This window comes from Saccharococcus thermophilus, from assembly GCF_011761475.1.
In the GTDB taxonomy this organism is placed as follows: domain Bacteria; phylum Bacillota; class Bacilli; order Bacillales; family Anoxybacillaceae; genus Saccharococcus; species Saccharococcus thermophilus.
Genome location: NZ_JAASRS010000001.1, coordinates 1858963 through 1885432, shown reverse-complemented (window position 1 = coordinate 1885432; position 26470 = coordinate 1858963). Strand labels below are relative to the sequence as shown.

Below are 26470 nucleotides of genomic sequence, written 5' to 3'. Positions count from 1 at the left end.
TTTTACAATAAAGAAATGAACGAAGAAAAGGAGGGAGCGGGTTGAAAAAGAAAAAACGAGCACAAGTGCCGTTTCGTTTAAATATTCTTTTTTTTGTTGTATTTTTACTATTTTCGGCCCTTATTTTACGACTCGGTGTCGTACAAATTGTTTATGGTGAGGATTATCGGAAAGAGGCCGAGCGTACGGCAGATGAGGTGGTCAGTACGCCGGTGCCGCGCGGGAAAATTTACGATCGCTTTCATCACGTTATTGTAGATAATATTCCGAAAAAAGCGATTACCTATACGCATTCAAAAACAACGACGCCGGAAGATACGTTGAAAGTGGCGCAGAAGCTGGCGCAATATATCGTTGTCGATAAATCGATGATTGATAAAGTGACCGAACGCGATATGAAAGACTATTGGATTTTAACACGAAAAGACAAAGCAGAAAAAAAAGTAAGCAAAGAAGAGCGGAAAAAACTCGAAAAGCAGGGGCTATCGCAGAAGGAAATCGACAAAAAAATATATGAGCTGACATTAAAGCGCATTACGCCAGCTGACTTGGCTGAAATTTCCAAGAAGGAATTGGAAGTTATCGCGATTAAACATCAAATGGATAGCGGCTATGCGCTAACGCCGCAGATAGTGAAAAACGATGGTGTAACGGACAAAGAATATGCGGTGGTGAGCGAGCATTTAGAGGAATTGCCGGGTGTAAATACGACCGTCGACTGGGAGCGCCGTTATGTATATGGAAATACGTTTCGTTCTGTGCTTGGCAATGTGACGAAAGATGGTGAAGGGATTCCGCGCGAACTGCTCGATTATTTTTTAGCACGTGATTACAGCCGCAACGACCGTGTAGGAAAAAGTTATTTGGAGGCGCAATATGAGGATGTGCTGCACGGCAAAAAAGCAAAAATCAAAAATGTGGTCGATCAGTCCGGCAATGTTACTTCGATAGAGAAAATATATGACGGAGAGCGTGGAAAGGACCTCATTTTAACGATTGATATGGATCTTCAACAGCGGGTAGAAAAAATTATCGAACAAGAAATCATGGCAACAAAGCGCAAGGGAAGATCCCCGCTGCTTGACCGGGCGTTTGTGGTGATGATGAACCCGAAAACGGGAGAAGTTTTATCGATGGCTGGAAAACTGCTCACAAGAGATGAAAATGGAAAAACAAAATTTGTTGATTTTGCTATTGGCAACCTCACCTCAGCTTATGCCATGGGATCGGCCGTAAAGGGAGCGATGGTCCTGACGGGCTTTCAAACAGGAGTATTGCATCCGAATACTTACATCGTTGACGAACCATTATATATCAAAGGCACGCCACCTAAAAAATCGTGGCAGACGATGGGGACGATCAATGAGTTGACTGCGCTGCAGCGTTCCTCGAACGTATATATGTTTAAAACGGCGATCGCCATCGGTGGCGGGAAGTATCGCCCACACCGGTCATTAAGCATTAATCCCGAAGCGTTCACGACCATTCGCAAGTATTTTAGCGAATTTGGGCTGGGAGTGAAGACGGGAATTGATTTGCCAAACGAGCTTAGCGGCTTTCAGGGAACAGAAACGGGTACCGCCGGGAAATTGCTAGACCTAGCCATAGGCCAATACGATATGTACACCCCGATGCAAATGGCGCAATATGTATCAACAATTGCCAACGGCGGCTATCGGATGAAGCCGCAAATTGTCAAGGAAATTCGCACTCCAAGCGATAATAATAAAGAACTCGGACCGATTGTCCAAAGCTTTGAACCGGTTGTATTGAACCGGATCGATATGAAGACAGAATATATTAAACGGGTGCAGGAAGGATTCCGCCGGGTGATGCAGATGCCGAAAGGAACCGCGTATGCGTATTTCGCCAATGCGCCTTATAAACCAGCAGGAAAGACAGGTACCGCCCAAGCGTTCTATGACGGTCCGATCAAAAGCATGCGCAATAAGCCAACTTATAACTTAACACTGGTTGGATACGCGCCGTACAACGATCCGGAAGTGGCGTTTGCCGTTGTCGTCCCTTGGGCGACGCAAGGAGAGAGCGACGGCATTAACAACAGAATCGGCAGACGAATCTTAGACGCGTATTTTGAGCTGAAAGCGGAGCGAGCAAGAGGACATGTCACCGATCAGGCTCAAAATGCAACAGCAAGTAGCGGACAAAATCAATAACGATATATGAAGCACGTAGCAAAGGCGCCTTTTTTGGCGCCTTCTCTATTATTTATTAAAGTTTAACATAGAATTAACATTCCGTTAAAAAAAGTATTATACCTCACATTTCGCACCCTCTCGACGAAAATCGGGAGGATTTTTTCGTTCCGATGTCGAATGAATCCTTGACACACAAGGAACGTAAAGGAGTTTTTCACTTATGAACGTTCAAGTCAAAAAGGTCTATCGCAATTCTTATTTGAATATAATAAGTGCCCTATTCAAGAAACTGGGTCTGCCTCAATTGATTGACCATCTCGTGCCCGTCGATCCGCAGTGCCAAACGCGAGTCAGCGATGCCGTTCAGGCCATCCTCTACAATGTGTTTGACGGCCGGCAAGCCCTTGTTCACTTGGAACATTGGGCTCAGGAGGTCGATTGTGAGAAACTCATCCGTCCCGATCTCCATCCTTCCTGGTTGAACGACGATGCGTTGGCCCGTCATCTCGATCGCCTGTATGAGGCTGGCATTCACAACGTCATCAGCACTTGCTTGATTCATATTTATCGAAAAGAAGGCCTTTCCCTCCGAGCCTTCCACGCCGATACGACGGACAAGACCGTTTACGGCGCGTATGAATCGGCCTCGTTAGAGGCCTTACAAATCACACATGGCTACAACCGCCATCATCGTTGGCAAAAACAGATCGGTTTCGGACTGGTCGGCAACGAGGACGGCATCCCGTTTTACGGCGATGTGCACGATGGCAACCTGCCCGATAAAACATGGAATCCCGAGGTGCTGTCTCGTGTCCATGAACAGCTGAAGCAGGCCAAAATCGAAGACGAATGGATTTACGTGGCCGATTCCGCCGCGATGACGAAAGAGACCCTGGCGCAAACCAAAGATGATGTATAAAATTTTGTGTAAAGCATTTTACTAGATCAAAATAAAAAAGGTAGGGTATTCTCTGATTGAACCCAAACATTCCAGAGAAAGGAGAACCCTACCTATGTCTAAAAGTATACCGAATGTCGACTGGGCAAATCAACTGGAAAGTGTCATTCGTCAGTTTGTAAAGGAAAAATTAGAACTGATCATGCGGGAAGAAATCAAGAATTTCCTCGAAATAGAACAGGCCGGAACATCAAATATGAGAAACGGCTACTATCAACGAAATCTAGATACGCAATATGGCCGGATTGAAGGTCTTTTGGTCCCTAGAGACCGAAACGGAGAATTTCAAACACAGTTGTTTGCCCCTTACCAACGGCACACCGGCTGGCTGGAGGAAGCAATCATTAGGATGTACCAAAGTGGCATGAGTACACGGGAAATTGGCAAGTTTATCGAACGAATTCTAGGAAGCACCTATTCTCCTGCGACGATCAGCCGTATTACCGATGTCGTGAAGGAAGACATCGAGAAATGGCACACTCGTCCACTGCACAAGCGTTATTCCGTCTTATATTTGGATGGTTTATACGTAAAACTTCGTCGCGAAACCGTGGAGAAAGAAGTCATTTATGTGGTGTTAGGGGTGAACGAAGAAGGATATCGCGAAATTCTTGATTTCTTTGTGGGAGGACAAGAAAGCGCCTATGTATGGCAGGAAATTCTTCAACACCTCTACCAAAGAGGCGCCAAGGAAGTGCTTCTGGGCATATTCGATGGACTACCAGGGTTGGAGGAAGCCTTTAAGGCGGTTTATCCGAAAGCCGATGTGCAGCGTTGTGTCGTTCACAAAGTCCGTAACACGCTCCATCGTGTTCGGAAAAAAGACCAATTTGAAGTGGCCGAGGATCTCAGGCTGATTTATCGCGCGCCGAATAAGGAGATGGCGTTACAGATGTTTCAACAGTTTGAGTCGAAATGGTCAAGCAAGTATCCGAGAGAAGTTCAATCTTGGGCCAATGAGTTGGATGTCCTCCTTACATTTATGGATTATCCAAGCAGTATTCGAAGTGTGATTTACACGACGAATGCCATTGAACGAACGATCAAGGAGATTCGGAAACGTCTAAAGCCGATGAACAGTTTGAATAGTTTAGAAGCCGCTGAAAAAATCGTATATTTGACCATTCAAGATTTTAATGAGAAATGGGCAGGGCGAAAGTTGCGAGGATTTGCCGAAGCACAGGAAGCCCTCGAGCGAATGTTTGAAGAACGTTATCATTAACCAAATACTGTAAATAAACAAAATAGGGGGATTCTCCCTTTCCACACAGGAGACTGAATATTCAGTCTCCTGTGTGGAGGAAACTAGTTCCCTATTCATTCCAAATCCATTTCAGAGAAACCCTACCCCCATTATATTACACAAAATTCTTGACGGTACCAAACCAAAGCGGCCAACGCCTTTTTGATCACCAGAGGCCCTTCGTCGCTCCGGATCGTGAAAACCGCGCTGGCCGAAGCGGATGCTGAGGACACGACGTGGAGCGATCCCTTTACGTTGGCGGAGAGAAACGGCGCCACGTACCGGGTATGGGAAACGGCCTCGACGTATGAAGGCCACCCCGTTCGGCTGATCGTTGTTGAATCGAGCGCGCTCGACCAGCGAAAAGGAAAGACGCTTGAAAAAGAACGAACCAAAGAAGCGGAGCTTCTTCGCGAGGAACAAGCCCGTTGGGAGCGTCACCCCTTCTCCTGCCGGGAAGATGCCGAACAAGCCTTGGCGTCCCTCAAGGCGTCCCTTCGCCCCCGGTTTCATCGGGTTGAGGCCGCGGTCGAAGAGATCGTACGCCTGAAAAAACGGCGCGGACGGCCGAAAAAAGGGGCGGAACCCGAGGTGGAGACGCTGTATTTCTTGCACCTTGACGTCGAATTCGACCAAGACGCGTGGGAACAGGCGAGACGGAAAGCGTCCCGGTTTGTCCTTGTCACGACCGTTCCGAAGGAATGGAAGGGCCAACCCATGGATGCCCAAGAGATCTTGAAGCTGTATAAAGGGCAGATCTCGGTGGAAATGAACTTCGCTTTTTTGAAAGATCCGTTTTTCACGGATGAGATTTACGTCAAAAAACCAGAACGGGTCGCAGTATTAGGCTATTTGTTTCTGTTGGCCTTGGCTATTTACCGCGTTTTTCAGCGCCGAGTGCGTCAGTTTATTACTCCAGAACACCCGTTGAAGGGTCCTGGAGGCCGCAAGCTGACCCGGCCGACGGGACAGGCGATTTTTCAGCTGTTTCAATATGTGAACGTCGTCCTGTTCAAGCTGCCGGATGGGCGCATCCAACGCTCACTGGATCGCTCCCTTACCCCTGATCAGCGAAGGATTCTGCAGGGATTGGGCATGGATGAGAGCATCTACGTGTAACGTGATACGGAACGACCAGCGATGGTAAAAAAAGGATTGCCATCGCTCGTTGTGTTGGTCAAAAAGTTATTCTGAAAAACTAAATAAAAAATCCTTTGTTTTGACCTTGTTAGGGTGCGAAATGTGAGTTATACAGTAATACTGAAGAAAGAATGAAAGCAATAGACAAGAACGCGCTTCAGAAAGGCATGTGCCCTTTCTTTTCATCATAAATCAAAGGAGAGACATTTTATGGCGATTACAGCGGTACTGGAACGGGAGGATGTACGTCCGCTTCATGAAAGTGTAAAAAAAGAGGAAGTATATCGTACACGCCAGCTTAATGTTTGGTATGGCAGCCATCATGCTTTAAAAAACATCGATTTATCTTTTGCGGAAAAAGAAATTACGGCGATCATCGGCCCTTCTGGCTGCGGCAAGTCTACTTATATCAAAACATTAAACCGCATGATTGAATTATCCCCTCAGGTTCGCATTACCGGCGAAATCACTTATCGCGGGCGAAACATTTTTGATCGTCCCTATCACGTAGAGCAATTGCGTACAAATGTCGGGATGGTTTTTCAAAAGCCAAATCCGTTTCCAAAATCGATTTACGATAATGTTGCTTACGGTCCGCGCATACATGGGATTCGCAAAAAAAGCGTGTTGGATGATATTGTTGAAAAAAGCTTGCGTGCCGCCGCGCTTTGGGACGAAGTGAAAGATCGGCTGCATGAACATGCTTATCGTCTATCAGGAGGACAACAGCAGCGGCTGTGCATCGCCCGTTGCCTTGCGGTGGAGCCGGACGTGATTTTAATGGATGAGCCGACTTCGGCATTAGATCCAATCTCGACCGCCAAAGTGGAAGAACTGCTGCAACAGCTGAAACAACATTACACCATTATTATTGTTACGCATAATATGCAGCAAGCGGCTCGTATTTCTGATAAAACGGCATTTTTCTTGAACGGAGAAGTGGTTGAGTACGGCGATACGAACCAATTGTTTTCCAATCCAAGAGATAAACGGACAGAAGATTATATTTCAGGGAGATTTGGATAAAAATAAAGGGCTATTCCTGCATTCGGGAATGCCCTTTTGTTTATTTGGATTTGTTTGTAATTAGTTTGCCAATCTCTTCATAACTCATATCGCTATGTACTTGATAAGTGCCAGGACGGATATAGCGGGTGAGTCCATGTGTTTGCAAATAAGCGACAAGCGTATCGGCATCGCTAATAATATGGGCATTTTCTAATTTTTGCGCGAAATCGTTCGGTACATCGCCTTTTTGAATGGTAAGGGAGTAAACAAACACCGTTTTTGGCGAAGAAGGATGAGTTGGGGCCAAAGTGGATTGCTTTTTCTTTGCTGCTTCTATTAATTTTTTATATTCCGATTCACGGATGGCAACAAGCCCTTCTTTTTCCAGGACGTCGTCAAGTTTTGCCTTAGTCAGTGTCTTGGGCTCTATATAGTAAGCGGTCCCCATGACCGAAGTGGCGAATAACATCCCTAACGCAGCAGCACGAATGGTTTGTTTTGTCCTCATGTTCCGATTCCCCTTAGCATCATGCGCACTTCTTCGGTAGTAAGGGCGGTTTCGCGGGCGATTTGCTCATAAGAGAGCCCTTGCTTATAAAGAAAAAGCACGCGCTTTTGCAAAGAAGAAAGAGAGTCGTCATGACGAGCCGGCGCGATGCTTGCCCCGCCCTCATGCGGAATAAGCAATTCTTCTTCCAATACTTGCAGGCGCTTTTTGATTTGATAGGTTTCTTGCGCCAGTGAAATGGCAAGATGGTCGATTTGTTCTTCCAGCTGTTTCATCTCGTCCTTGCCAAAAAAAGAAATAATGAGAAGAAAAACGGATAAAGCCGCCAAAACGATCATCGTGTATTCGATCATCATTATCACCCTATTTCACTATATCATAGGTTTGTTTTTTCGATAAATACGTAATTTGCAAAAAGCGTAAATTTAGATGTGGAAATCACCAAAAAAAAATGCTATCATAGAAAGGTCTGATTATAAGTTTAACTATAGTAGTTTGGAGGGAAGAAGCATGCGCGTAAATATTACACTAGCTTGTACAGAATGCGGTGAACGTAACTATATTACGTCCAAAAATAAACGCAATAATCCTGATCGCCTTGAATTAAAAAAATATTGCCCAAGAGACAAAAAAGTAACGCTTCATCGCGAAACGAAGTAAGCAGTAGGAAATGGATTCCTGCTGCTTTTTTATATTGTTCGTCTGATTAGCGGGCGGAACCAAAGGGGGAAAAAGAATGGAAACAAAAAAGCAAATCCGCAAGACGATGCAGGCGAAGCTGCAGCAATTAACAGACGAAGAAAAACAAGCATATGATAAACAAATCGCAGAAAATCTATATCGGCTGCCACAGTGGAAAAATGCGGATACCATTGCCATTACTATTTCGAAAGGAAAAGAAATAGATACAACACCTATTATTAAACGGGCTTGGAGCGAAGGAAAAACGGTAAGCGTACCAAAATGCGATCCGGCGACAAAGACGATGGTATTTCGGCAAATCACATCGTTTTCCCAGCTAGAATCGTCATACTTTGGTCTGCTCGAGCCAATTGAAGCGTTGACAAGCGAAATAAAAAAAAGTGATATGGATATGATCATCGTTCCGGGAATATGCTTTTCCAAGAACGGTTATCGCATTGGATATGGCGGGGGATATTATGATCGCTATTTGCGAAACGTATCCGCGCCAACGGTTTCGTTAGCTTATTCCTTTCAAGTCGTCGACTTCCTCCCCATAGAAGAGCATGACGTTCCTGTACAAATGATTATTACAAACGAAGGAGTTATACAATGTAATGAATGAATGGTTCTATATCGTCGCTTCCGCTGTTGTGGCGATCGGAGGGTGGTTTATTCGGTCGCTTTCCCTTTCCGGAGCAATTGCGACCATTATTGTCGGCACGGTCGTTGGAATGGGATTTTCATGGAGAGGATTAATACTGCTAGGAATCTTTTTCGTTAGTTCTAGCGCTTGGAGCAAAATCGGCAAAAAGAAAAAACAGAAGCTGGCAGAAAAAGTAGAAAAAGGAGGGTGCCGCGACTATATACAAGTGTTTGCCAATGGAGGAGTTCCCGCTTTGATCAGTTTGCTTTCGCTGTTGCGTTCATCGCCGCTGTTTCTTTCTTTGTTTATCATTTCCATCGCTGCTGCAAATGCGGATACGTGGGCGTCGGAAATCGGCAGTTTAAGCAAGCAGCCGCCAAGATTGTTGACAAATTTTAAAAAAGTAGAAGCGGGAACATCAGGAGCGGTGACGCTGCTTGGCACGGCCGCCGCTTTTTTCGGAGCCGCTCTGATTGGGGCTGCAGGCGCCCTCCAATGGGAAAATATCCCGGTTATGACGGTTGCGTTTTTCGGCTGGCTTGGCAGTTTGTTTGATACGTGGTTTGGCGCGGTTTGGCAGGCGGTTTACCGCTGCCCAATATGCGGGATGCAAACGGAACGTAAGGAACATTGTGGGCAGAAAACGGTGCATATCAAAGGATATCGTTTTATCAACAATGATGTGGTGAACGTTTTGTCTATTGCCTGTTCGGCGTTGGTTTACGTCGTTTTATCCATTTTTTGATAAAGAAGCAGTTTAAACGACGAAAGTTTTTCGCTAAAAACGGCCCATTTTTGGTCCGTTTTTTCTTTTTTGCCGTTGACTATGGTCTTTTATAATTTATCAACAAATGGGAAAAAGAATAAAGAAGACTTCGTATGAAAGGGAGATGGAAGGATGAACAAACTTGCCTATTCTATATTAGCCATTATTGCTAGTATAGTGGTATATCGTTATCGTTACCGAATGTTGAATGCTCTATTACGCATTCGATTTTTGCAAAAATGGCTTGTCCGCTCTGCCATGAACGTTCCATTTGTCCGCAATGCAATGATTTCCCAGATGTTACGCTAAGTGTGGTACAATGAAACAGTGGGATGTTATTTGGTTTGATCTTGACGATACGCTTATTGATTATGAGCGGACATTCCGTGCTGCCGCTTACCATTGTTTTATATCGCTTTTTCCAAATAAAGATGTTTCTTTTTCGTTATGGTTTCGTATATTTAAATGGTACTGTGATCGCTACTGGCCGGATTATGCGAGCGGGCGCTTGACGAAGAAGGAGTACCGGCGGCTTCGCTTTCTTGAGGCGATGCACTATTTCCGTATAAAGGCAAACGAAAAAGCAGCAGATGAGTTTCACGCCTATTTTGACGAGACGGTCGGCCGTTTTGCGACAGCGCTGCCGGGAGTCATTTCTTTACTCGAACGACTGCAAAGCTTTGCTATTCCGCTTGGCATTATAACCAATGGGGAAAGTGTGATTCAGCGAGCGAAAATTGCTTATGCCGGGTTGCGGCGCTTTTTTCCTGACGATGCGGTGATTATTTCCGAGGAGGTTGGGTGTGAAAAACCCGATGCGGCGATTTTCCGTTGCGCCCAACGTCGACTGGCGGCTGGAAAACAGCCGGTATATATCGGGGATTCTTGGGAACTGGATGTCATGGGGGCGCTTCATGCGGGATGGCAGGCGATTTATTTCCAGCAGAGGCAACCTGTTTTCGCCGTTCTGTCACCATCTGTCGTTACCTGCCATAGTGTGGAGCAATTAGCTTCCATGTTGCTGAGGGAGCTTTATGTTATGGAGAAAAGGGGGAGGAGACGTTGAACGGGAAAATGGAATGGTTGTTTTGGCAGCTTGTTTATTTTTTTATAAAGCAACGTTACCATATCATTCAATTGTCCCAGCGCACCAATGAAATTTGGCTGGAGTCATTCGAAAATCGGCACGCTCCGATTGTGCGGATCGTGCGCGATGATATCGATTGGAGCCAGTGGCTAAAACGGGACATGGAATATGCTTGGCATGTCGTCCGGCAAATGCCAAAGTGGAAAATAGGAAGGGCGGGCCAAGTCGTAAATATTTATGTTTCCACTTATCCCCCTGTCGATGATTGGGAATTTCTAATTCAAAAGCCGCTGCCGCTTTCGCAACGAAATGGCGTATTTCGGACGTTTTTGATTCATGCAGGGAGTATCGATCGTTCGTTGCAGCAGTTAACAGAGGCGATCAAAATGCCTGTTGCTCTTTCCCCGATCCGTGATGACAGCGATCTGTTTTTGGAAGCGGAACGAGTAAGACAGCGTGTTTTCGGAGAAGTAAGGGAGCAACAAGAAAGAGAAAGACGGCTATTTGAATACGGCAAGCCCGTGTTTACCTATATTTTTATCGTCTTGCAAGTGGCTGTGTTTCTGTTGATGGAGTGGAGCGGCGGCAGCACGAACCCGGATGTTTTGATTCGCTACGGTGCAAAATTTAATCCCCTTATTCAGGCGGGGGAATGGTGGCGCTTTTTTACGCCGATTTTTTTGCATATCGGCTTTTTGCATTTACTGATGAATACGCTTGCCCTCTATTATCTAGGTACAGCGGTGGAGCGTCTTTATGGCTCGTGGCGCTTTTTCTGCATCTATATGATTGCCGGATTTTTTGGGACGCTCGGCAGCTTTTTATTTACGTCGTCTCTTTCCGCAGGAGCATCTGGCGCCATTTTTGGTCTATTTGGAGCGCTTCTTTATTTTGGCACCGTATATCGGCACTTGTTTTTCCAAACGATTGGAATGAATATTATCGGTTTGGTTATTATTAATTTGCTCTTTGGCATCCTTGTGCCTGGAATTGATAACGCCGGGCATATTGGCGGGTTGATTGGCGGGTATCTTGCCGCTGGTATTGTTCACTTGCCAAACCATGTTGCTTGGAAACGGCAAGCGCGTTCTTTGTTAGTTACGGCAGGCATTGCCGCTGCGGGCTTATTGATCGGATTCCATTAATTGATTTTCTGGATTAGCTGAATTTTTTCCCCGTTTTTCGCCTCGATCAACACGATTAAATGGGAATAGTCTTTGCTGATTAAAATAAGCGGTACGGTACTGCCGATTGGGGAGAGGATGGAACCATCCTCTTTTTTTATGCCAAGGAAATAAGATTTGTATATTCCTTCCCAAAATTTTCCGATAATTTCTTGTGTTTTTTTCATCGAAAGGTCAGGAAGCGGCTGTTCATTATACATAATTAAATCAGGCAAATACAAGGAATAATATTGTTGTTTTCGGATAGAGAAGTGCGATACAAGCGCCTGTGCTTTATACCGCAGAAATTCGTTAGTTGTTTTGTTTAATATCCGTTGCCACTCTTTTTCGTTTGTGTTGGTTGGACGGCGAAAGGAGGCAAGCGGGCTGTATGGCGAATCGACCACATATAAATAAGCGCTTGTCATCGTTTGGCTGCTCGTGATGGCATTTCCTTCATGAAGTTCGCCATGGTGAAATGAAATCGCCTGAAAAAAGTGGCTGTCTTTGTCTTCTATTTTCTTCCGCTGTGTTAGCGTCTGCCTGTTGCGCTCCCATTTAGAAAGGAGATCAACCAGGCGGCCGTCGGCAAAAAGCAAAGAAATATCTTGGCGCAAATAGGCGGATCTATCTAAGGAAGAGGTTGTCGACCAAAGCAATGAATATTTTTCTTCCCGTTTTTGCGGATGCAGCTGCAATGTCGTTTTTGCTTCCTTAAACGTTGCGCGTGGATCGATCGGGAAAAAGATAATCGTTTCTTTTGTCAAATGGTGAAAATAAAACGGAACGCTGCATAAAAACGCTGCAACGATGATAACGATTGGGATGATTATTTTTCTCATAAATACCCCCTATAAATGGACAAGGTTGTCACCAATATATGCGCGCAAAGGGAGTTTTATGTATGAATTTGTTTTGCGTTGTCAATGATGAATGGTATCATGGGTGGAATGGAATGCAGGTGAACGGCAATGGAAAAGAGCAGGAACAAACGGTTGGTTTCCCGCAACATGCAAGACAATATCGCCTATTTACAGCGGAGGCTTGGCGTCGGCAAGAGCTTTGACGTCATACAGCTTGATGTCGAGTACGCGGGAAGGGCAATGTCTTTTTTTATGATTGATGGATTTGTCAAAGATGATATTTTACATTATTTAATGAGAAGATTATCGTTTCTTGACAAAGAAGAATTGCAGATACGTCCGCTCGAACAACTATTAAAAACATATATTCCGTACGTAGAGTTAAGTAAAACCAATGATCTGGAAGAAGCGGTGAATATGGTTCTCGCCGGGCCGACCGCGCTGGTGGTCGACGGCGTCGATTATATTATTTTGATTGATGCCCGCACCTATCCGGTTCGCGGTCCACAAGAGCCGGATAATGAACGGGTCGTACGCGGGGCGCGCGATGGCTTTGTCGAAACGCTTGTATTCAATACGGCGCTGATTCGCCGCCGTGTCCGCGATCCATCTTTGCGCATGGAATATTTGCAAGTGGGGCGCCGCTCGAAGACCGATATTTGTATTTGCTATATTGAAGAAATCGCCGATCCGGAATTGGTCGAGCGCGTGAAACAATCCATTGCCAAAATCGATACCGATGGGCTCGTAATGGCGGAGAAAACGGTGGAAGAGTTTATTTCAGGGAGATATTGGAACCCATATCCAGTAGTTCGTTATACGGAACGTCCGGATACGGCGGCGGAGCATTTATATGAAGGCCATGTGCTCGTCATTGTCGACGGTTCGCCAAGTGTGTTAATTACGCCTGCGACGTTTTGGCATCATCTTCAGCATGCGGAGGAATACCGCAACAAGCCGATTGTTGGCGCCTATTTGCGGCTTGTGCGTTTTTTAGCGGTTTGGGCTTCTATTTTTCTATTACCGCTTTGGTATTTAATGATGACAGAACCGCAGCTGTTGCCGTCGTCTCTATCTTTTTTAGCAAAAGCAAAACTTGGAGATATTCCGTTATTTGCGCAAATTATGATGATTGAAATTGGCCTTGATATGCTGCGGATGGCCGCTATCCATACTCCTTCATCTTTAGGGACAGCGTTAGGGCTTGTCGCTGCGCTGATGATTGGCGGAATTGCGGTAGAAGTCGGTCTGTTTTCGAACGAAGTAATTTTATATTTTTCCATTGCGGCCATCGGAACCTTCGCGACACCAAGCTATGAATTGGGGCTTGCCAATCGCCTTGTTAGAATTGGGTTGTTAGTTTTGAGCGGAGTATTTGATTTATACGGCTATGTGGTTGGCATCGCGGTGTGGGTCATCGGCCTTGCGCGCATGAACTCGTTCGGCGTGCCGTATTTATGGCCGTTTATTCCATTTTCCTACCGAGCGATGCGCGATGTGCTCATCCGCTCTCCGATGCCGCTAAAAAACCGGCGCCCGGCCGTGCTGCATCCGCGCGATCCGGACCGGTAAAACAGGCTACGCGGGCGTTTTGCTCAAATAGCCTGTTTTTCTTTTTTTCTTGCTTGACGGAAGCAGTGGTTTATTTATACATTTATATTGGGCAAAAAGAGGTGCAGGTGAAATAATGAAAACGGTTTATGATGTACAGCAACTTTTAAAACGGTTTGGGACGATCATCTATGTAGGAGACCGTCTAGCCGACTTAGAGTTGATGGAAGAAGAGTTAAAAGAGCTATACCAATCGCAGCTTATTGATGTAAAGGATTTTCAAATGGCACTTTTTATATTAAGACATGAGGCACAGATCGAAAGAGAAAAACGAATGAAAAAGGAATGAAACGAACGATGGCAGAAAAATGGTTGGTTGGCATCGACTTAGGCGGCACAACGACAAAAATGGCGTTTGTAACGACAGACGGGGATATTGTACATAAATGGGAAATAGATACCGATCTTTCTAATCAAGGACAACACATTGTTAAACATATCTCCCAATCGCTGCAAGAAACATTGCGCCGTTTAGGGGAAAACAAAGACCGGCTTTTAGCCATTGGCATCGGCGCGCCAGGACCGGTGCATATGGAAACAGGAATGCTTTATGAAGCAGTGAACTTAAGATGGAAAAATTACCCATTGAAAGAAGAATTAGAGCGAGAAACATCTCTCCCCGTCGCGGTAGATAATGATGCGAATATTGCTGCCCTTGGCGAAATGTGGAAGGGAGCTGGAAGTGGAGCGCGCGATTTGATTTGCGTCACGCTTGGCACCGGCGTCGGAGGCGGAGTGATTGCCAATGGCCGGATTGTGCATGGTGTCAACGGGGCCGGCGGTGAAATCGGCCATATGACGATGATTCCAGACGGCGGAGCACCGTGCAATTGCGGGAAAAGCGGCTGTCTGGAAACGATTGCTTCGGCCACGGGAATTGTAAGGATCGCGAGAGAAAAATTAGCAACATCGGATCGGCCGACGTTGCTTCGACCTGGCGACGTAACGGCTAAAGCGGTGTTTGACGCCGCGAAAGCAGGAGATGCATTGGCTCTGGAGATTGTGGAGGAAGTGGCGTTCTACCTTGGCTTGGCGTTAGCGAATGCCGCCAATGTTTCCAATCCGGAAAAAATTGTGATTGGCGGCGGAGTTTCGAAAGCAGGGAATATATTAGCAGAACGTGTCACCACCCATTTTCGCCGCTTTGCGTTTCCGCGCGTTGCCGAAGGCGCAACGATTGTATTGGCGACGCTTGGCAATGATGCGGGAGTCATTGGTGGTGCATGGCTGGCTAAAACGTCATTTCTGGCATAAAAGGAGACCTATGTCTAAAACGGTTCATCGAAGGGTTGGTCATTCGATGAACCGTTTTTTATTTTTCATTTTCCGTCGCGCCGTCTCATATGTTGAAGGTAGAATAGGAGGAAGGAGAGACGGCATTGAATATATATGCTTCCTTAGGAGATACGCTCGCCATGTACAGCGAATGGTTTTCTGTTCCTTACGAGTTATTGGTGGACGCAAATCCGCATATAAAAAACGAATACTTGGAGCTGGGGGAGGTTGTTTGCATTCCTGGATACGATACGGTCTGGGCGTGGGAAGAGTTGGCCTCTTTGTGTTCTGTAAACGAAATGGCATTGCAGCGCATGAAAGGCACAGAGGAAATCATAAGCGGGGCGGTACAGCTGCCAAAGCGGATTGTTTCCCGCGTGGTTCAGGGGCAAAAAGCGTACGATTTTTTGGCGTTGCAACAGGATATTGAGACGCTTTGCCGTTATTATCCGTTTGTACGAACAAGAACGATTGGATATAGCGTGCTCGGGTTGCCGTTAATCGAACTGCAGATTGGCCGCGGGCCGATTCGCGTCCATTTTAATGGATCGTTTCATGCCAACGAATGGATTACGACCGCGGTGATTATGACATTTTTAAATGACTATTTGCTGGCGTTGACAAACGGGAAAACGCTTTGTGGCAATCGCATGCTTGATTACTATAAAAAGGTGACGCTGTCAATTGTGCCGATGGTCAATCCCGATGGGGTCAATCTTGTGTTGCACGGCCCGCCTGAACAAGAGCCGTATCGGAGCGAAGTGGTGCGCATCAACGGCGGATCTTGCGATTTTTCACAGTGGAAGGCAAATATTCGCGGCATTGATTTAAATAATCAATTTCCAGCCAAATGGGAGGTGGAGCAGGCCCGCAAAGTTCCAAAAGCACCGGCGCCTCGCGATTTTCCAGGGTTCGCGCCGCTGACGGAGCCGGAAACCAAAGCGATGGCCGCGTTAACAGAGGAAAGCGACTTTGCCATGGTTTTGGCCTTCCATACGCAAGGAAAAGAAATATATTGGGGATACGAAGGACTTGAGCCGCCGGAAGCGGAAGAAACCGTAAAAGAATTTGCCAAAGCGAGCGGCTATCAGGCCGTACGGTATATCGACAGCCATGCCGGGTATCGCGATTGGTTTATTCAAACGTGGAAACGAAGAGGATATACGGTAGAATTAGGAGAAGGGGTAAATCCGTTGCCAATTGAACAATTCACCGAGATATATAAAGATAGTCTTGGCATTTTTCTAGCGGCATTGTATATGGCATAAAGCAAAAAATAAACGCAAGAGGCTTTATAAAGGCCTCTTGCGTTTTAGTGGGTACCTGTCGGAATCCCGTGATGCAATATCGTCATGACCACGAACCAGCCGAATACGGCAAAGGCGCCAAGCCCAAAAATAAATCCAAGTATATTTTTGCTACGCAATGTGCGTACCACTCCGTAAAGCGCTAATAACGCTATTAACGCAAAAATAATGACTGTTCCCATCGTCTTACCCCCTTTGTGAAATAATCAGCATGGCGAAATTATGTAGGAAACCGACTAACTCTTTTTCATTGTAATCTTTTTTTATTTATTTGTCGAGGTCAAAAATGTGAATCGTAACGCGATACGCATTTGCATGTTTTAAGAATCGGCTCGTAGCGACGGCCGGTTGGTTATGCGTTTCTTCGGGATAGGAAAAGAGAACGAAGAGATGACATATTTACCATCATTGTATCCCTCTTTCTTCTATTTATTCTTGCCTTGTTTCACATAATTTTGAAAGGGGCATCAGCGAAATGACAAATCTGGTAATGTTGCGGTAAAATAAGTAGTAATTAGTAGATATTTTTATCGGTTTGGAAATGCAGCAAGGAAATAGGGAGTTTGCCAGTCAGCATATTTGTGCGAATAAACCCAGTTGATTGATAATGACTGACAATGAAGGAGGGGTCATCATGAAGTGGGAGCGCATTCCAGTCGGGCCAATCCAGGCCAATGCCTACATACTATCTCATACAGATGGAAGTTGTGTCATTTTCGATCCGGGCGCGGAGGGAGATAGAATCGTCCAGCATATTGAAAAACAGCAGCTCACCCCGCTGGCGATTTTATTAACCCATGCCCATTTTGACCATATTGGCGGCATTCATGAAGTGAGAGCGAAATGGGATCTGCCGATTTATCTCCATCAACAGGAAAAAGAGTGGCTAACCGATCCTACTTTAAACGGATCGGCGTATTTCGGCGGCCAAGTCATCGTCCGCCATGAGCCGACATGCATAGCGGGAGAACAAACATTACAAATTGGAGCGTTTACGTTTGATTTATTGGAAACACCAGGCCACTCACCGGGCAGCATTTCTTACTATTGTAAAGAGGTCGAAGCGGTGTTTTCCGGAGATGTGCTTTTTGCCGGAAGCATTGGACGCACCGATTTGCCTGGAGGAAATTATGAACAGCTATTGCGAAGCATCCACGATAAGCTCCTTGCATTGCCGGAGGAAACGATTGTATTATCCGGACATGGACGGGAAACGACAATCGGGGCGGAAATGGATACAAACCCGTTTTTGCATGGGTTTTAAAAGAAATCAACGCAAAAAGCAAACGTGCCAGCCGCCGTTGGCAAATGACACGTTTGCTTTTATGCAAACAAAAAACCCTTCTTCGTCAAGAAGGGTTTTTGGGGGATGTTCTATCCATATAATGGGAGGGGATATAGTTAAACTACTACTATAACAATATAACAACATTTTTACTATGTCAATAGTGAAAATAAAAACAGGAAAGGAGATAGATATGGCAAACGCGGTTTGTGAAGCGATCCAATCCTCGCCGCTTGGGCGCATCTCGTATGCTGACTACATGAAGCTCGCTTTATATGACGAGCGGTGTGGGTATTATATGCGCGAAGGAACGAAAATTGGAAAAGATGGAGACTTTTTCACGAACAGCCATGTTTCCGACATATTTGGCAAGCTGTTTGCTTCTTTTTTTCTTCGTTTAGTAGAAAAGGGCGGCGTGTCGCCGCATATTTGTGAGTTTGGCGGCGGGGACGGCCAATTTGCGCGCGCGGTGTTAGAAGAATGGAAGCGGAAAAGTCCGCACACATACGAGCAACTATCTTATATCATTGTCGAAACAAGCCCTGATCAGCGGGCAAAACAGCTTCAAACGCTTGGCGATGCCGCCAAGAAAGTAACGCAGTATAAAGACGTACACGCATTGAAGCAGCATTTGCCATCGTTTTCGGGAATCGTTTTTAGCAACGAATTTTTTGATGCTTTTCCGGTGCACGTCATCACCAAAGAAAATGGAATGATATACGAATGTTTCGTCGCCCAAAACGGTAGCGAGTTGATGGAGGAAAAGTATCCGCTAGACAATGAAGATATTCTTCAATATTTACAGGAGCGGCAGCTTGCTTTGGCGGATGGGCAGCGTTTAGAAGTACCGCTCGCGATGAAGGCGTTTCTTTTGCAGACTTCTTCGTTCTTTCGCAATTGTGTAATGGTGACAGTGGATTACGGTTATACCGATGAGGAGTTGCAATTGCCGGCAAGGCGGCAAGGAAGCTTGCGCGGATATTATCGCCACCATCTCATCGCCAATCCGCTCATGCACCCTGGGGAGATGGATATAACGTCGCATATTCAATGGGATGCGTTGCGAATGTATGGGGAACAGGCGGGATGGGAATATGTTTCGCTGCTTAGGCAGGATCGCTTTTTGCTTGCGGCTGGAATATTGGAATATTTAGTGGCGCACGACGATATAAGTCCATTTTCCTCAAAAAACAGACAAAACCGGGCGCTTCGGTCATTGATCATGGACGAAGGAATAAGCAGCGCCTTTCATGTGATGATCCAACAAAAAGGTGTACAGCTTTGCTGGGACGATATATGGGCGCAGCGGGAGTTTTTGCTGTTTTCCTAATGAAAAACGAGCAGGAGAAACAGGCTCCTGCTCATTTTTCATTCTCCCATGCCAGGGACCATCATAAATGTTGTCCAATACGTAAAGGCGGCGAAGAAAATGGTTAAGTATGCCCCGAAAATATAAATGTACATTCTTTCCGTTAATTTTAAGTAGCCGAGAAAGAGGAAAAATACCGTTTGGCCAAAGAAAATAAGCGAAGTAGTGTGCATATGTCCAAGATAAAACATGACTGCGAAAATCCCCGTCCAAAACGCTAAGACGCGGAACATGCGATCCATTATGTATCCCTCCCTCTATAAATGTTGATATATCAACGGTTGTAGCCGTTTCAGGGGTGTCAAAAAAATATTTTTCGACAAAGTTTCTAACATTATTTCTTAAATATGTGTATATCTTACATTGACTGGGTACGCTTCGCGGCCACTACTGGTTAAATTTGGTTGTAGTGGGGGAAGCGTATGGGATGCACCGTGGATCTCTGCATCGCTGATGATGACGAACCCTCCCATGTCTCTTGGCATCCTTGTGCCTACATTCCTTCGTTCGGTCTAGTCATCAGGCAGAGGCCGGCTAAGCTCCTTTAGGGACTCAAGGTCGAATGGATGATATCGCGCCAGCTTCTCCGTGTCATCCTTGTTGTCTAGAGAATCCAGACTATAGGCATCAAGCAGCCGTTTCGAGGCCAAAGATGTCCTGCATCATTCGCTTCACGTCAAACGCCTGTCGTTTCGTACACACCGCATGCAGTACCTTCAGTAATTTTCCGCATAACACTACAATGGATTGCTTCTTCCGCAACGGATTATCAGGACGTGTCGTGTAATAGTCGTGCAGCTGCCGAAACGCTTCGTTGTGACGGATCATCGGCATCATCACCCGGAACAGAAGGGCGCGCAACCGCCTTCTTCCACGCTTGGAGATCCGTTTTTGCCCTTTGTGTTGGCCGGAGGAATGTTCCCGCAGCGTCAGGCCCGCTAATTTGATAAGCTGCCGCGGATCCTGATAATGGGAGAAACTCCCGATCTCTGATAACAGTTCTACGATGGTCGCATCGCCTAAGCCCGGAACGGTCTTCAGCCATTCGTATTCGACGGAGGTTTGAACTAGTTCAATCAGCTGTTCTGTCAATGCCTCGATCTCTTTTTCCAGCTGGCGGTACCGGCGGACAAGCGTGGCAATTTCGATACGGGCCATCTGTTGTCCTTCCGTTACGCCAATGGAGTGTTGGGCCAATTCCATCAACTTCTTCGCTTTCGGCTTTTGTGGCGATTGTAATCCCTCACTTTGCCGGTAAAGGGCCAGCACCTCTTCTAGTTCTTTTCCTGCCAGATCACCCGGAAATGGCGTATATTCCAGCACCGCGAGCGCCATTTTCCCAAATGACGGGAAGACTTGGGAAAACTCCGGAAAATATCGATCAAGCCAGCGAATCATTTGATTTCGAATCGCTCCCTGTTCTTCCACCAATTTGGAGCGAAATGTCGCTCCCACGCGCAGATCCGCCTCCATCCCTTTCAGAATACGCGGATAGCTGAATCGGCCGTCTTTCACTAACCGGGCAATGACGAGCGCGTCTTTCGCATCATGCTTGGTTGGAAGGTTATCGTCCAGCTCTTTGGATCGCTTCACGTGCATCGGGTTTGTCATGACGAGAGGGATGCCTTTCTCATCAAGAAAATAGGCGAGATTCAGCCAATAATGTCCCGTTGGCTCGATGCCAACGATCACCTCGGTTTTTCCAAATTCCTTCATGGCTTCCACGATGCACTGGTACAACCATTCCAATCCTTCTCTCGATTGCAGAACGGGAAACGGCTTTTTTAACACCCTCCCTCGCTCATCCACAAAGCAGGCATAATGTTTTTTCTTTGCAATATCCATCCCAACCACCAGCGTTTGATCGGTGACTTGATTAATCTTCTTGTTTGAGATAGAATTCATGTATAGTCCTCCTTGGTATCCAAATTAGGGGTCAATTCGTGCGATTGACACCCCCGAATCATACCAAGAGGGCTTTTTTTATTCAAGTCCCCGAAAAAACTTCTAACAGGAATGCTCCTTTTTATGTGCAAGTCCCTGCCTTTACTTATTATAATGTACAATTATAGCGAATGTAAATAATGCTTTCCATATGTGTGCTCATCTTGTGCCATTGTGTTATCGAAAAACGGGCGGGGGTGCACAAAATTTATCTGCAAAGCGGGCTGCTATTCGGTCGCCGACAGCCGAAAAACGCCACTTTCCTTGGATCCAAAGCTCAAAAGACAAGCTATCAAGTTGCATTTGCATAGAACATAAAAGTGCTTTTCTGCCGAGACAGACAGAAAAGCGTTCATGCCTTTGTTTTATTGTGCCCAACTTGCCCGATACGAACAATAATCACAGCCGTTTGTCATGTTTTCCATTTCTACTAGTTCTACGTTTGGGAAAAGCACTTCAAACATTCCACGCAAAAATGCCTGATGCATTTGACAAACGACTTCTGGCGCTTGCAAGGCGATTTCCTTGAACGGACAGTTAAAAATTTGCAAATAAATTCTTTCTTCTTTTTCATTATATTCAAACGTCGGGTAAAATCCGGCCATTTCTGCCGCTTCTTTCACGATGGCTGCTTTTTCGGCAAACGTTAACTGCTGCGGGGATCGATCGTGTGGAATACGCTGGGCAACAAGTTCTTTTCCAAAGTTTTTTCCTGTTTCGTAAAGCGCCTGTTTGCCCGCATCACCAAGCTTCATCATCGTTTGGATCGCGATTCTGGCAAGGAGCTGATAATCGCGAAACGGAAAATGAAGCTGAATGACTTCATCCGAAAGACGGTAAAGTCGGCTTGGCCGCCCGCCTTTTCCGGTTTTTTGCGTTTCAGAAACAATCATACGGACATCTTCTAGCTTTGTTAAATGCAGACGGGCGACATTCGGGTGGATGTTAAATGCGTCGGCAATTTCTTGAACAGATACTTCTTTATGTTTTTTGGCGATATACTCGTAAATATGATAGCGTGTCGGGTCCGCCAATACGTTTGTAATTTTTAATGTTTGTTCCATAACGGTTCCTCCTAAAATAATAATTCCTATGATCATTATAATAAAATGATTTTCGGCAAGGAATGATATTTCTCACTGCCAACATAAATATCGTAAAAAATTCATAAAATGTTCATGAAATTTTTTTATTTGCCATGCAGGAAACAGGAGAAAGCAAGTCGAATAATAGTATGGCGAAAGGGGGAATGGCATGAACGAATGAATGAGATTGAATATTTGGCGGATCGTCTTCTCACGGAAGCGGGGTTGCTCCGCGTCTCGGATATTCATATCGTTCCGAGAAAGAACGATGCGGTGGTGCGTTTCCGCTTAGATGGACTACTGATGGAAAAAGCAACACTGACAAAAGAAACATGCGAGCGCCTGATTACTCATTTTAAATTTTTAGCAGGCATGGATATTGGCGAACGCCGCAGGCCGCAAAGCGGAGCGATGGAGACAAACCAGCAAGGGGAAATCCTTCATTTACGACTTTCCACATTGCCGACATCTTACGACGAAAGCCTCGTCATTCGACTGCTTCCACAAAACTTTTTTCTGCCGCAGTCACAGCTTTCCTTATTTACCCACTCTACTAACCTATTGCTTTCCCTATTTCAACAGCCGCAAGGATTAATCCTTTTTACCGGACCGACCGGATCAGGAAAAACGACGACTTTATATACGCTGTTGCGAGTTTGCCAAGAGGAATGGAACCGCAATGTCATCACCTTGGAAGACCCGGTCGAAAAACGAATCGACAATTTATTGCAAGTGCAGATTAACGAGAAAGCTGGAATTACGTATGCTGCCGGTTTAAAGGCGGCTTTGCGTCATGATCCGGACGTAATTATGGTCGGCGAAATTCGCGATGTCGAAACGGCAAAAATTGCGGTGCGTTCCGCCATGACAGGACATTTGATTGTCTCGACGATGCATACGAAAAATGCGGTTGGTGCGATTTACCGTTTGCGCGAATTCGGCATTCCGCTCGAAGATATTGAGCAAACATTGCTCGCCGTAACGGCGCAGCGGCTTGTCGATTTATTCTGTCCGTTTTGTGGCGAACATTGTTCGCTTTTTTGCCGCCAATATCGAAAAGTGCGCCGCGTCGCTGTGCATGAACTGCTGTATGGCAACGCATTATCGGATGCTATTCAATCCGTGCAAACAAAAAACAAATTGTGCCGCTACTATTCGTTGGAAAATATGATTCGCAAAGGGGTGGCGCTTGGGTTTTTGCCGGCATACACTCTCGCGGTCGTTAAGGGAGGGGGAAAATGAGGAAACGAAAATGGCCGCTACATCAGCAAGGAACGTTTTTAGTGCGGTTAGGAAGCCTATTAGAAAGAGGGTATTCGCTGTCACAAGCGCTCGAATTTTTAGAAATTCAACAGCCGCTTTCCCGCCGCCATGATTTGCAGCAATGCCTTTCTAGGCTTCGTTCGGGACTGTCTTTTTACCAATCGATTGCTTCGCTTCCTTTCCATCGCGAAGCAATCGGCTATTTGTTTTTCGCAGAGCAGCACGGAGATTTGCCGAACGGCATTATCGAAGCGGGAAGAATGCTAATGCAGAAGGCGGAATATATGCAAAGGCTGCGCAAAACGTGCAGCTACCCGCTAATGTTGCTGTTTTTTATGGTATTGATGTTGTCTGCCGTTGGACATCTGTTGCTGCCGCGGTTTTCTCAAGTTTCTTCCACTCTATCCTCCTCGCCATCTTCTGCATCCACCGTTTTTATGCACATCGTTTCCATTGTCCCCAATGTGTTTGCTGTTGTTTTTGTTTTCTGTATCGTTTGTTTTCTTTTTTATATCGGCTCATTTCGAAAATGGCCGGTGACCGCCAAGATCAACGTCGCGATGAAAATCCCGCTTCTTCGTTCTTTTGTCAGGCTTTATGTCACCCATCTGCTCGCACTGCAGCTAGGCCATTTACTGCAAGGAGGAATGTCGATATATGAGGCGCTCCAAGTTTTTGAACGGCAAGAATCGCTGCCGTTTTTACGGGCGGAAGGAAAACGGATGAAAGACGAGCTGGCGAAGGGACTTCCACTAGATGGCATTATCGCTATCTGCAATTATTACGAACAAGAGCTGGCGCTCGTGATCCGTCATGGCCAGTCTAATGGGGAATTGGGCAAAGAATTAAATCATTATAGCGAAATATTGTTTCAGATGTTCGAGGAACGACTCGAAGCGCTATTGAAATTCATTCAGCCACTGCTGTTGTCTTTTGTCGGCATGCTTGTTGTTTGCATGTATTTGGCAATTTTGCTGCCGATGTTTTCCATGATGAATCATTTATAGGAGGAAGGGACCATGAATGAAAGGGGATTTACGTTAATCGAAATGTTAATCGTATTGATGGTTATTTCTGTCTTATTGCTGATTGTCATTCCAAATATAACAAAACATAACGGAATGATTAACAACAAAGGATGTGCGGCGTTTGTCAACACCGTCCAAGCGCAAGTCAAGGCGTATGAGATGGAGAATAACAAAATTCCGACGATACAGGAGCTAATCGATGGAAAGTACATTAAGTCCGATAAATGTCCGAACGGCCGTTCCATTCAAATTAACAGCAATGGGGAAGTAAGCGAAAGTGGAACGTGATCGCGGTTTTACCTTTACCGAAATGCTTCTCGTTTTATCCGCCATCACCGTGCTGATGGCGGTTTCTCTCCCTTCTTTAAGCAACTTGGCGCGCCAGAAAACAGAAACGTATATCATTACACAACTGCGCGATGATTTACTATACGCGCAGCAATATGCGATGACGCATAAAACGCCGGTGGCCGTGACATTTTCGGAAAGCCGTCCCGAGTATCGGACGGTGGAAATAAAAACCGGGAAAACGATTGTCACCCGCACGCTTCCGAATCCATGGAAGTTTCAGCTGACGACGCTGACGCTACCGCTTCTCTTTTTGGAAAACGGAAATGTGAATAAAGCGGGAGCGCTTTTATTAAAAAGAAAAGACATTGCTTATAAAATTACATTTTTGCTTGGAAAAGGGAGGTTTTATGTGCAGAAAATGTAGCGGATTTACGTTAGTGGAAGCGGTTTTTGCCCTCGCGCTTCTGCTTGTTGTAACAACGGCATTGTTACCGATGTTTACGCAAATCATGCTGGAAAGGAAAAATATAGATTTAAAAGAAAAGGCGCAGCAACTGTTGTCTGTCGCCCTGCATGAAGAACAGATGAAGCCGGAAACAACGGTAGTGGATGGAAGGACGACGTTTGTCCTTCATTCGTACTATGAAGAAAATGATATGTGGAAAGTATGTGTGCGCTGGAACGATTACGCCGGACGCAGTTTAGAAAGGTGTGGATACGGGAAGCGATGAACGATGCCACAAAAGGTTTTACGTTTTTAGAAATGCTTGTCGTCTTGTCTGTCGTTTTGCTAGTTACCTCGCTGCTGCCGCTTTTTTTCGATGCGCGTTTATTTACGTATGATAATGTGAACGGATTTCACCGTACGGAGTGGCAGATTTTCCTGCAGCAACTTCAATCGGAGCTGAATGAATCGAAACAATGGAAAAGCAGCGGGACGGTGTTATATTTACAAAAGTTTACCGGGGAGCAAGTCAGTTTTGAATTATACAAATCGTCCATCCGCCGGCAAGTAGACGGCGCCGGTAACGAAACGGCGTTGCAGTACGTAAAGAGTGTCGCCTATACCACGACAAATAACGGAATTTTTCTCCATGTTACGGCAACGGACGGAAAAACGTACGAGGCGTTTCTTTCCCGACTTTTTTAACAAGGTGGCGGTGTGCATGTACAAGCAAAGTGGTGTCATTTTTCCGCTGACAGTCGTGGTTTCGTTTTTCTTTCTTCTGATGCTTGCCCACGTTCTCGCGCTGTATGAGGTGGAAATGGAAACGATGCGGTACGAACAACAGTCTTCTGAAGTGGAATCGATTATGCAGATGGCCGTTTTTGACGTCAAAAAACAGATAGCGTCCTCCCCTTTACAGCAAGGAAAGGAAGGGACGTTTTTATATCCAATTGGAAAAGCGGATTATGAGTGGAAAAAGATAGATGAAACAACCATCCAAGCAACGATTTCCGCTTATTCCGACACTGGAATTCGCTATAGTGCCACTTTTCTCATATCGCTTCCGTCGCTCGACATTATCCAGTGGACGGAAAATGGCGCGCCATGATTAAAAGATGAAAGCAATGGAAAAGATAATAAAAAAGGGGGTGGCATCGATGGCGGCAAACGATTATGTAAAGTTTGTCACCCAACAATTGGTCGCATATATGGATTTGCCGAAGGAAGAGCGAAAAAAGAAACGAATGCAGCGAAAACAAGAAAAACCGCCGCTAGCGTATCGCTGGTTTGGGATGATTCCCCTTTCCCTTCGCCTTCTGTTTCGGCGTCATTCCTAAAGGAG

30 protein-coding genes and 2 pseudogenes are annotated in these 26470 nt (G+C 45.7%); 25 read left to right on the top strand and 7 right to left on the bottom strand.

Features of this window, described 5'->3' with window-relative positions:
- Positions 1-41 precede the first annotated feature (41 nt).
- From BDD39_RS09865 to pstB, 5 genes and pseudogenes are all read left to right on the top strand, one after another.
- Positions 42-2177 carry a peptidoglycan D,D-transpeptidase FtsI family protein gene (locus BDD39_RS09865; RefSeq protein WP_166910313.1) on the top strand — a complete coding sequence of 712 codons (2136 nt, stop codon included), beginning with the start codon at positions 42-44 and terminating at the stop codon, positions 2175-2177.
- Positions 2178-2379: 202 nt separating this feature from the next.
- Positions 2380-3066, top strand: a pseudogene (locus BDD39_RS09860) (IS1634 family transposase); the annotation flags it as partial.
- Between the two features lie 106 nt (positions 3067-3172).
- Complete coding sequence (locus tag BDD39_RS09855; protein ID WP_166907797.1) at positions 3173-4339, top strand: IS256 family transposase; 1167 nt, start codon at positions 3173-3175, stop codon at positions 4337-4339.
- A gap of 159 nt (positions 4340-4498) precedes the next feature.
- Positions 4499-5479, top strand: a pseudogene (locus tag BDD39_RS09850) (IS1634 family transposase); the annotation flags it as partial.
- A gap of 231 nt (positions 5480-5710) precedes the next feature.
- Entirely contained in the window at positions 5711-6526 is an 816-nt protein-coding gene (gene pstB, locus BDD39_RS09845; RefSeq protein WP_166910308.1) for a phosphate ABC transporter ATP-binding protein PstB, read from the top strand.
- A gap of 40 nt (positions 6527-6566) precedes the next feature.
- Here pstB and BDD39_RS09840 read toward each other — a convergent pair whose 3' ends face one another.
- Together BDD39_RS09840 and BDD39_RS09835 are read right to left on the bottom strand one after the other, a co-directional pair.
- A complete protein-coding gene (locus tag BDD39_RS09840; protein ID WP_166910305.1) occupies positions 6567-7016 on the bottom strand; it encodes an MltG/YceG/YrrL family protein in 450 nt (149 codons plus the stop codon).
- Positions 7013-7369 carry a hypothetical protein gene (locus BDD39_RS09835; RefSeq protein ID WP_166910302.1) on the bottom strand — a complete coding sequence of 119 codons (357 nt, stop codon included), beginning with the start codon at positions 7367-7369 and terminating at the stop codon, positions 7013-7015. The genes BDD39_RS09840 and BDD39_RS09835 overlap by 4 nt, the downstream gene beginning before the upstream one ends.
- Positions 7370-7526: 157 nt before the next feature.
- Here BDD39_RS09835 and rpmG point away from each other — a divergent pair, with 157 nt between their 5' ends.
- The 6 genes from rpmG to BDD39_RS09805 all read left to right on the top strand — a co-directional run bounded on the left by rpmG (position 7527) and on the right by BDD39_RS09805 (position 11341).
- Positions 7527-7676, top strand: coding sequence for a 50S ribosomal protein L33 (gene rpmG, locus BDD39_RS09830; RefSeq protein WP_166910300.1), 150 nt, complete (start codon positions 7527-7529; stop codon positions 7674-7676).
- 76 nt (positions 7677-7752) lie between these two features.
- On the top strand, positions 7753-8322 hold the full coding sequence (locus BDD39_RS09825; RefSeq protein WP_166910297.1) for a 5-formyltetrahydrofolate cyclo-ligase: 570 nt from the start codon (positions 7753-7755) through the stop codon (positions 8320-8322).
- Entirely contained in the window at positions 8315-9088 is a 774-nt protein-coding gene (locus tag BDD39_RS09820) for a DUF92 domain-containing protein (protein ID WP_166910296.1), read from the top strand. Before BDD39_RS09825 ends, BDD39_RS09820 begins: the two co-directional genes overlap by 8 nt.
- 153 nt (positions 9089-9241) lie before the next feature.
- Positions 9242-9418 (top strand): hypothetical protein, encoded by a 177-nt coding sequence (locus BDD39_RS09815; RefSeq protein ID WP_166910293.1) that lies wholly within the window; start codon positions 9242-9244, stop codon positions 9416-9418.
- Between the two features lie 10 nt (positions 9419-9428).
- A complete protein-coding gene (locus BDD39_RS09810; protein ID WP_166910291.1) occupies positions 9429-10175 on the top strand; it encodes an HAD family hydrolase in 747 nt (248 codons plus the stop codon).
- Positions 10172-11341 carry a rhomboid family intramembrane serine protease gene (locus BDD39_RS09805; protein ID WP_166910289.1) on the top strand — a complete coding sequence of 390 codons (1170 nt, stop codon included), beginning with the start codon at positions 10172-10174 and terminating at the stop codon, positions 11339-11341. Before BDD39_RS09810 ends, BDD39_RS09805 begins: the two co-directional genes overlap by 4 nt.
- On the opposite strand, the gene BDD39_RS09800 is transcribed toward BDD39_RS09805, so the two are convergent.
- Positions 11338-12201 (bottom strand): hypothetical protein, encoded by an 864-nt coding sequence (locus BDD39_RS09800; protein WP_166910287.1) that lies wholly within the window; start codon positions 12199-12201, stop codon positions 11338-11340. The two genes, BDD39_RS09805 and BDD39_RS09800, sit on opposite strands and share 4 nt — an antisense overlap.
- A gap of 129 nt (positions 12202-12330) precedes the next feature.
- Here BDD39_RS09800 and BDD39_RS09795 point away from each other — a divergent pair, with 129 nt between their 5' ends.
- The 4 genes from BDD39_RS09795 to BDD39_RS09780 all read left to right on the top strand — a co-directional run bounded on the left by BDD39_RS09795 (position 12331) and on the right by BDD39_RS09780 (position 16376).
- On the top strand, positions 12331-13794 hold the full coding sequence (locus tag BDD39_RS09795) for a spore germination protein (protein WP_166910284.1): 1464 nt from the start codon (positions 12331-12333) through the stop codon (positions 13792-13794).
- Positions 13795-13909: 115 nt separating this feature from the next.
- A complete protein-coding gene (locus BDD39_RS09790; protein WP_017435093.1) occupies positions 13910-14122 on the top strand; it encodes a YqgQ family protein in 213 nt (70 codons plus the stop codon).
- Positions 14123-14130: 8 nt separating this feature from the next.
- Entirely contained in the window at positions 14131-15087 is a 957-nt protein-coding gene (locus tag BDD39_RS09785; protein ID WP_166910282.1) for an ROK family glucokinase, read from the top strand.
- Between the two features lie 125 nt (positions 15088-15212).
- On the top strand, positions 15213-16376 hold the full coding sequence (locus BDD39_RS09780) for a M14 family metallopeptidase (RefSeq protein ID WP_166910279.1): 1164 nt from the start codon (positions 15213-15215) through the stop codon (positions 16374-16376).
- A gap of 44 nt (positions 16377-16420) precedes the next feature.
- On the opposite strand, the gene BDD39_RS09775 is transcribed toward BDD39_RS09780, so the two are convergent.
- The gene (locus tag BDD39_RS09775) at positions 16421-16597 is read right to left on the bottom strand and encodes a DUF2759 domain-containing protein (RefSeq protein ID WP_166910277.1); all 177 of its coding nucleotides are present in this window, start codon (positions 16595-16597) and stop codon (positions 16421-16423) included.
- Between the two features lie 452 nt (positions 16598-17049).
- Between BDD39_RS09775 and BDD39_RS09770 the strand changes: the two genes are divergently transcribed.
- Both BDD39_RS09770 and BDD39_RS09765 read left to right on the top strand, forming a co-directional pair.
- Positions 17050-17679, top strand: a complete 630-nt coding sequence (locus tag BDD39_RS09770; RefSeq protein WP_166910274.1) for an MBL fold metallo-hydrolase — start codon at positions 17050-17052, stop codon at positions 17677-17679.
- A 214-nt stretch (positions 17680-17893) separates the two neighbouring features.
- The gene (locus tag BDD39_RS09765) at positions 17894-19030 is read left to right on the top strand and encodes a class I SAM-dependent methyltransferase (RefSeq protein ID WP_166910271.1); all 1137 of its coding nucleotides are present in this window, start codon (positions 17894-17896) and stop codon (positions 19028-19030) included.
- Between the two features lie 38 nt (positions 19031-19068).
- Here BDD39_RS09765 and BDD39_RS09760 read toward each other — a convergent pair whose 3' ends face one another.
- From BDD39_RS09760 to BDD39_RS09750, 3 genes are all read right to left on the bottom strand, one after another.
- Positions 19069-19311 (bottom strand): DUF2626 domain-containing protein, encoded by a 243-nt coding sequence (locus tag BDD39_RS09760; protein WP_166910269.1) that lies wholly within the window; start codon positions 19309-19311, stop codon positions 19069-19071.
- Between the two features lie 385 nt (positions 19312-19696).
- Positions 19697-20974, bottom strand: a complete 1278-nt coding sequence (locus BDD39_RS09755; RefSeq protein ID WP_166910266.1) for an IS110 family RNA-guided transposase — start codon at positions 20972-20974, stop codon at positions 19697-19699.
- A 404-nt stretch (positions 20975-21378) separates the two neighbouring features.
- On the bottom strand, positions 21379-22077 hold the full coding sequence (locus BDD39_RS09750) for a helix-turn-helix transcriptional regulator (protein WP_166910263.1): 699 nt from the start codon (positions 22075-22077) through the stop codon (positions 21379-21381).
- A gap of 198 nt (positions 22078-22275) precedes the next feature.
- Between BDD39_RS09750 and comGA the strand changes: the two genes are divergently transcribed.
- The 8 genes from comGA to BDD39_RS09710 are packed head-to-tail and all read left to right on the top strand — an operon-like array spanning position 22276 to position 26465.
- A complete protein-coding gene (comGA, locus tag BDD39_RS09745) occupies positions 22276-23340 on the top strand; it encodes a competence type IV pilus ATPase ComGA (protein ID WP_166910261.1) in 1065 nt (354 codons plus the stop codon).
- On the top strand, positions 23337-24368 hold the full coding sequence (gene comGB, locus BDD39_RS09740) for a competence type IV pilus assembly protein ComGB (protein ID WP_166910259.1): 1032 nt from the start codon (positions 23337-23339) through the stop codon (positions 24366-24368). The genes comGA and comGB overlap by 4 nt, the downstream gene beginning before the upstream one ends.
- A gap of 12 nt (positions 24369-24380) precedes the next feature.
- Positions 24381-24677: a competence type IV pilus major pilin ComGC gene (gene comGC / locus BDD39_RS09735; RefSeq protein ID WP_166910257.1), complete on the top strand. Its 297-nt coding sequence runs from the start codon at positions 24381-24383 to the stop codon at positions 24675-24677.
- Complete coding sequence (gene comGD / locus BDD39_RS09730; protein ID WP_166910255.1) at positions 24667-25104, top strand: competence type IV pilus minor pilin ComGD; 438 nt, start codon at positions 24667-24669, stop codon at positions 25102-25104. Before comGC ends, comGD begins: the two co-directional genes overlap by 11 nt.
- Positions 25088-25411 (top strand): competence type IV pilus minor pilin ComGE, encoded by a 324-nt coding sequence (gene comGE, locus BDD39_RS09725; RefSeq protein ID WP_166910253.1) that lies wholly within the window; start codon positions 25088-25090, stop codon positions 25409-25411. The genes comGD and comGE overlap by 17 nt, the downstream gene beginning before the upstream one ends.
- Positions 25408-25830 (top strand): competence type IV pilus minor pilin ComGF, encoded by a 423-nt coding sequence (comGF, locus tag BDD39_RS09720; RefSeq protein ID WP_166910251.1) that lies wholly within the window; start codon positions 25408-25410, stop codon positions 25828-25830. Before comGE ends, comGF begins: the two co-directional genes overlap by 4 nt.
- Before the next feature lie 16 nt (positions 25831-25846).
- Positions 25847-26236: a competence type IV pilus minor pilin ComGG gene (gene comGG / locus BDD39_RS09715; protein WP_166910248.1), complete on the top strand. Its 390-nt coding sequence runs from the start codon at positions 25847-25849 to the stop codon at positions 26234-26236.
- 49 nt (positions 26237-26285) lie between these two features.
- Positions 26286-26465 carry a YqzE family protein gene (locus BDD39_RS09710; RefSeq protein WP_166910246.1) on the top strand — a complete coding sequence of 60 codons (180 nt, stop codon included), beginning with the start codon at positions 26286-26288 and terminating at the stop codon, positions 26463-26465.
- Positions 26466-26470 lie beyond the last annotated feature (5 nt).

Bases quoted from the DNA above. Each gene is read 5' to 3' on its own strand.
- BDD39_RS09855 (WP_166907797.1), top strand. From the start codon at position 3,173: ATGTCTAAAAGTATACCGAATGTCGACTGGGCAAATCAACTGGAAAGT.
- pstB (WP_166910308.1), top strand. From the start codon at position 5,711: ATGGCGATTACAGCGGTACTGGAACGGGAGGATGTACGTCCGCTTCAT.
- BDD39_RS09840 (WP_166910305.1), bottom strand. From the start codon at position 7,016: ATGAGGACAAAACAAACCATTCGTGCTGCTGCGTTAGGGATGTTATTC.
- BDD39_RS09835 (WP_166910302.1), bottom strand. From the start codon at position 7,369: ATGATCGAATACACGATGATCGTTTTGGCGGCTTTATCCGTTTTTCTT.
- rpmG (WP_166910300.1), top strand. From the start codon at position 7,527: ATGCGCGTAAATATTACACTAGCTTGTACAGAATGCGGTGAACGTAAC.
- BDD39_RS09825 (WP_166910297.1), top strand. From the start codon at position 7,753: ATGGAAACAAAAAAGCAAATCCGCAAGACGATGCAGGCGAAGCTGCAG.
- BDD39_RS09820 (WP_166910296.1), top strand. From the start codon at position 8,315: ATGAATGAATGGTTCTATATCGTCGCTTCCGCTGTTGTGGCGATCGGA.
- BDD39_RS09815 (WP_166910293.1), top strand. From the start codon at position 9,242: ATGAACAAACTTGCCTATTCTATATTAGCCATTATTGCTAGTATAGTG.
- BDD39_RS09810 (WP_166910291.1), top strand. From the start codon at position 9,429: ATGAAACAGTGGGATGTTATTTGGTTTGATCTTGACGATACGCTTATT.
- BDD39_RS09800 (WP_166910287.1), bottom strand. From the start codon at position 12,201: ATGAGAAAAATAATCATCCCAATCGTTATCATCGTTGCAGCGTTTTTA.
- BDD39_RS09795 (WP_166910284.1), top strand. From the start codon at position 12,331: ATGGAAAAGAGCAGGAACAAACGGTTGGTTTCCCGCAACATGCAAGAC.
- BDD39_RS09790 (WP_017435093.1), top strand. From the start codon at position 13,910: ATGAAAACGGTTTATGATGTACAGCAACTTTTAAAACGGTTTGGGACG.
- BDD39_RS09785 (WP_166910282.1), top strand. From the start codon at position 14,131: ATGGCAGAAAAATGGTTGGTTGGCATCGACTTAGGCGGCACAACGACA.
- BDD39_RS09775 (WP_166910277.1), bottom strand. From the start codon at position 16,597: ATGGGAACAGTCATTATTTTTGCGTTAATAGCGTTATTAGCGCTTTAC.
- BDD39_RS09770 (WP_166910274.1), top strand. From the start codon at position 17,050: ATGAAGTGGGAGCGCATTCCAGTCGGGCCAATCCAGGCCAATGCCTAC.
- BDD39_RS09765 (WP_166910271.1), top strand. From the start codon at position 17,894: ATGGCAAACGCGGTTTGTGAAGCGATCCAATCCTCGCCGCTTGGGCGC.
- BDD39_RS09760 (WP_166910269.1), bottom strand. From the start codon at position 19,311: ATGGATCGCATGTTCCGCGTCTTAGCGTTTTGGACGGGGATTTTCGCA.
- BDD39_RS09755 (WP_166910266.1), bottom strand. From the start codon at position 20,974: ATGAATTCTATCTCAAACAAGAAGATTAATCAAGTCACCGATCAAACG.
- BDD39_RS09750 (WP_166910263.1), bottom strand. From the start codon at position 22,077: ATGGAACAAACATTAAAAATTACAAACGTATTGGCGGACCCGACACGC.
- comGA (WP_166910261.1), top strand. From the start codon at position 22,276: ATGAATGAGATTGAATATTTGGCGGATCGTCTTCTCACGGAAGCGGGG.
- comGB (WP_166910259.1), top strand. From the start codon at position 23,337: ATGAGGAAACGAAAATGGCCGCTACATCAGCAAGGAACGTTTTTAGTG.
- comGC (WP_166910257.1), top strand. From the start codon at position 24,381: ATGAATGAAAGGGGATTTACGTTAATCGAAATGTTAATCGTATTGATG.
- comGE (WP_166910253.1), top strand. From the start codon at position 25,088: ATGTGCAGAAAATGTAGCGGATTTACGTTAGTGGAAGCGGTTTTTGCC.
- comGF (WP_166910251.1), top strand. From the start codon at position 25,408: ATGAACGATGCCACAAAAGGTTTTACGTTTTTAGAAATGCTTGTCGTC.
- comGG (WP_166910248.1), top strand. From the start codon at position 25,847: ATGTACAAGCAAAGTGGTGTCATTTTTCCGCTGACAGTCGTGGTTTCG.
- BDD39_RS09710 (WP_166910246.1), top strand. From the start codon at position 26,286: ATGGCGGCAAACGATTATGTAAAGTTTGTCACCCAACAATTGGTCGCA.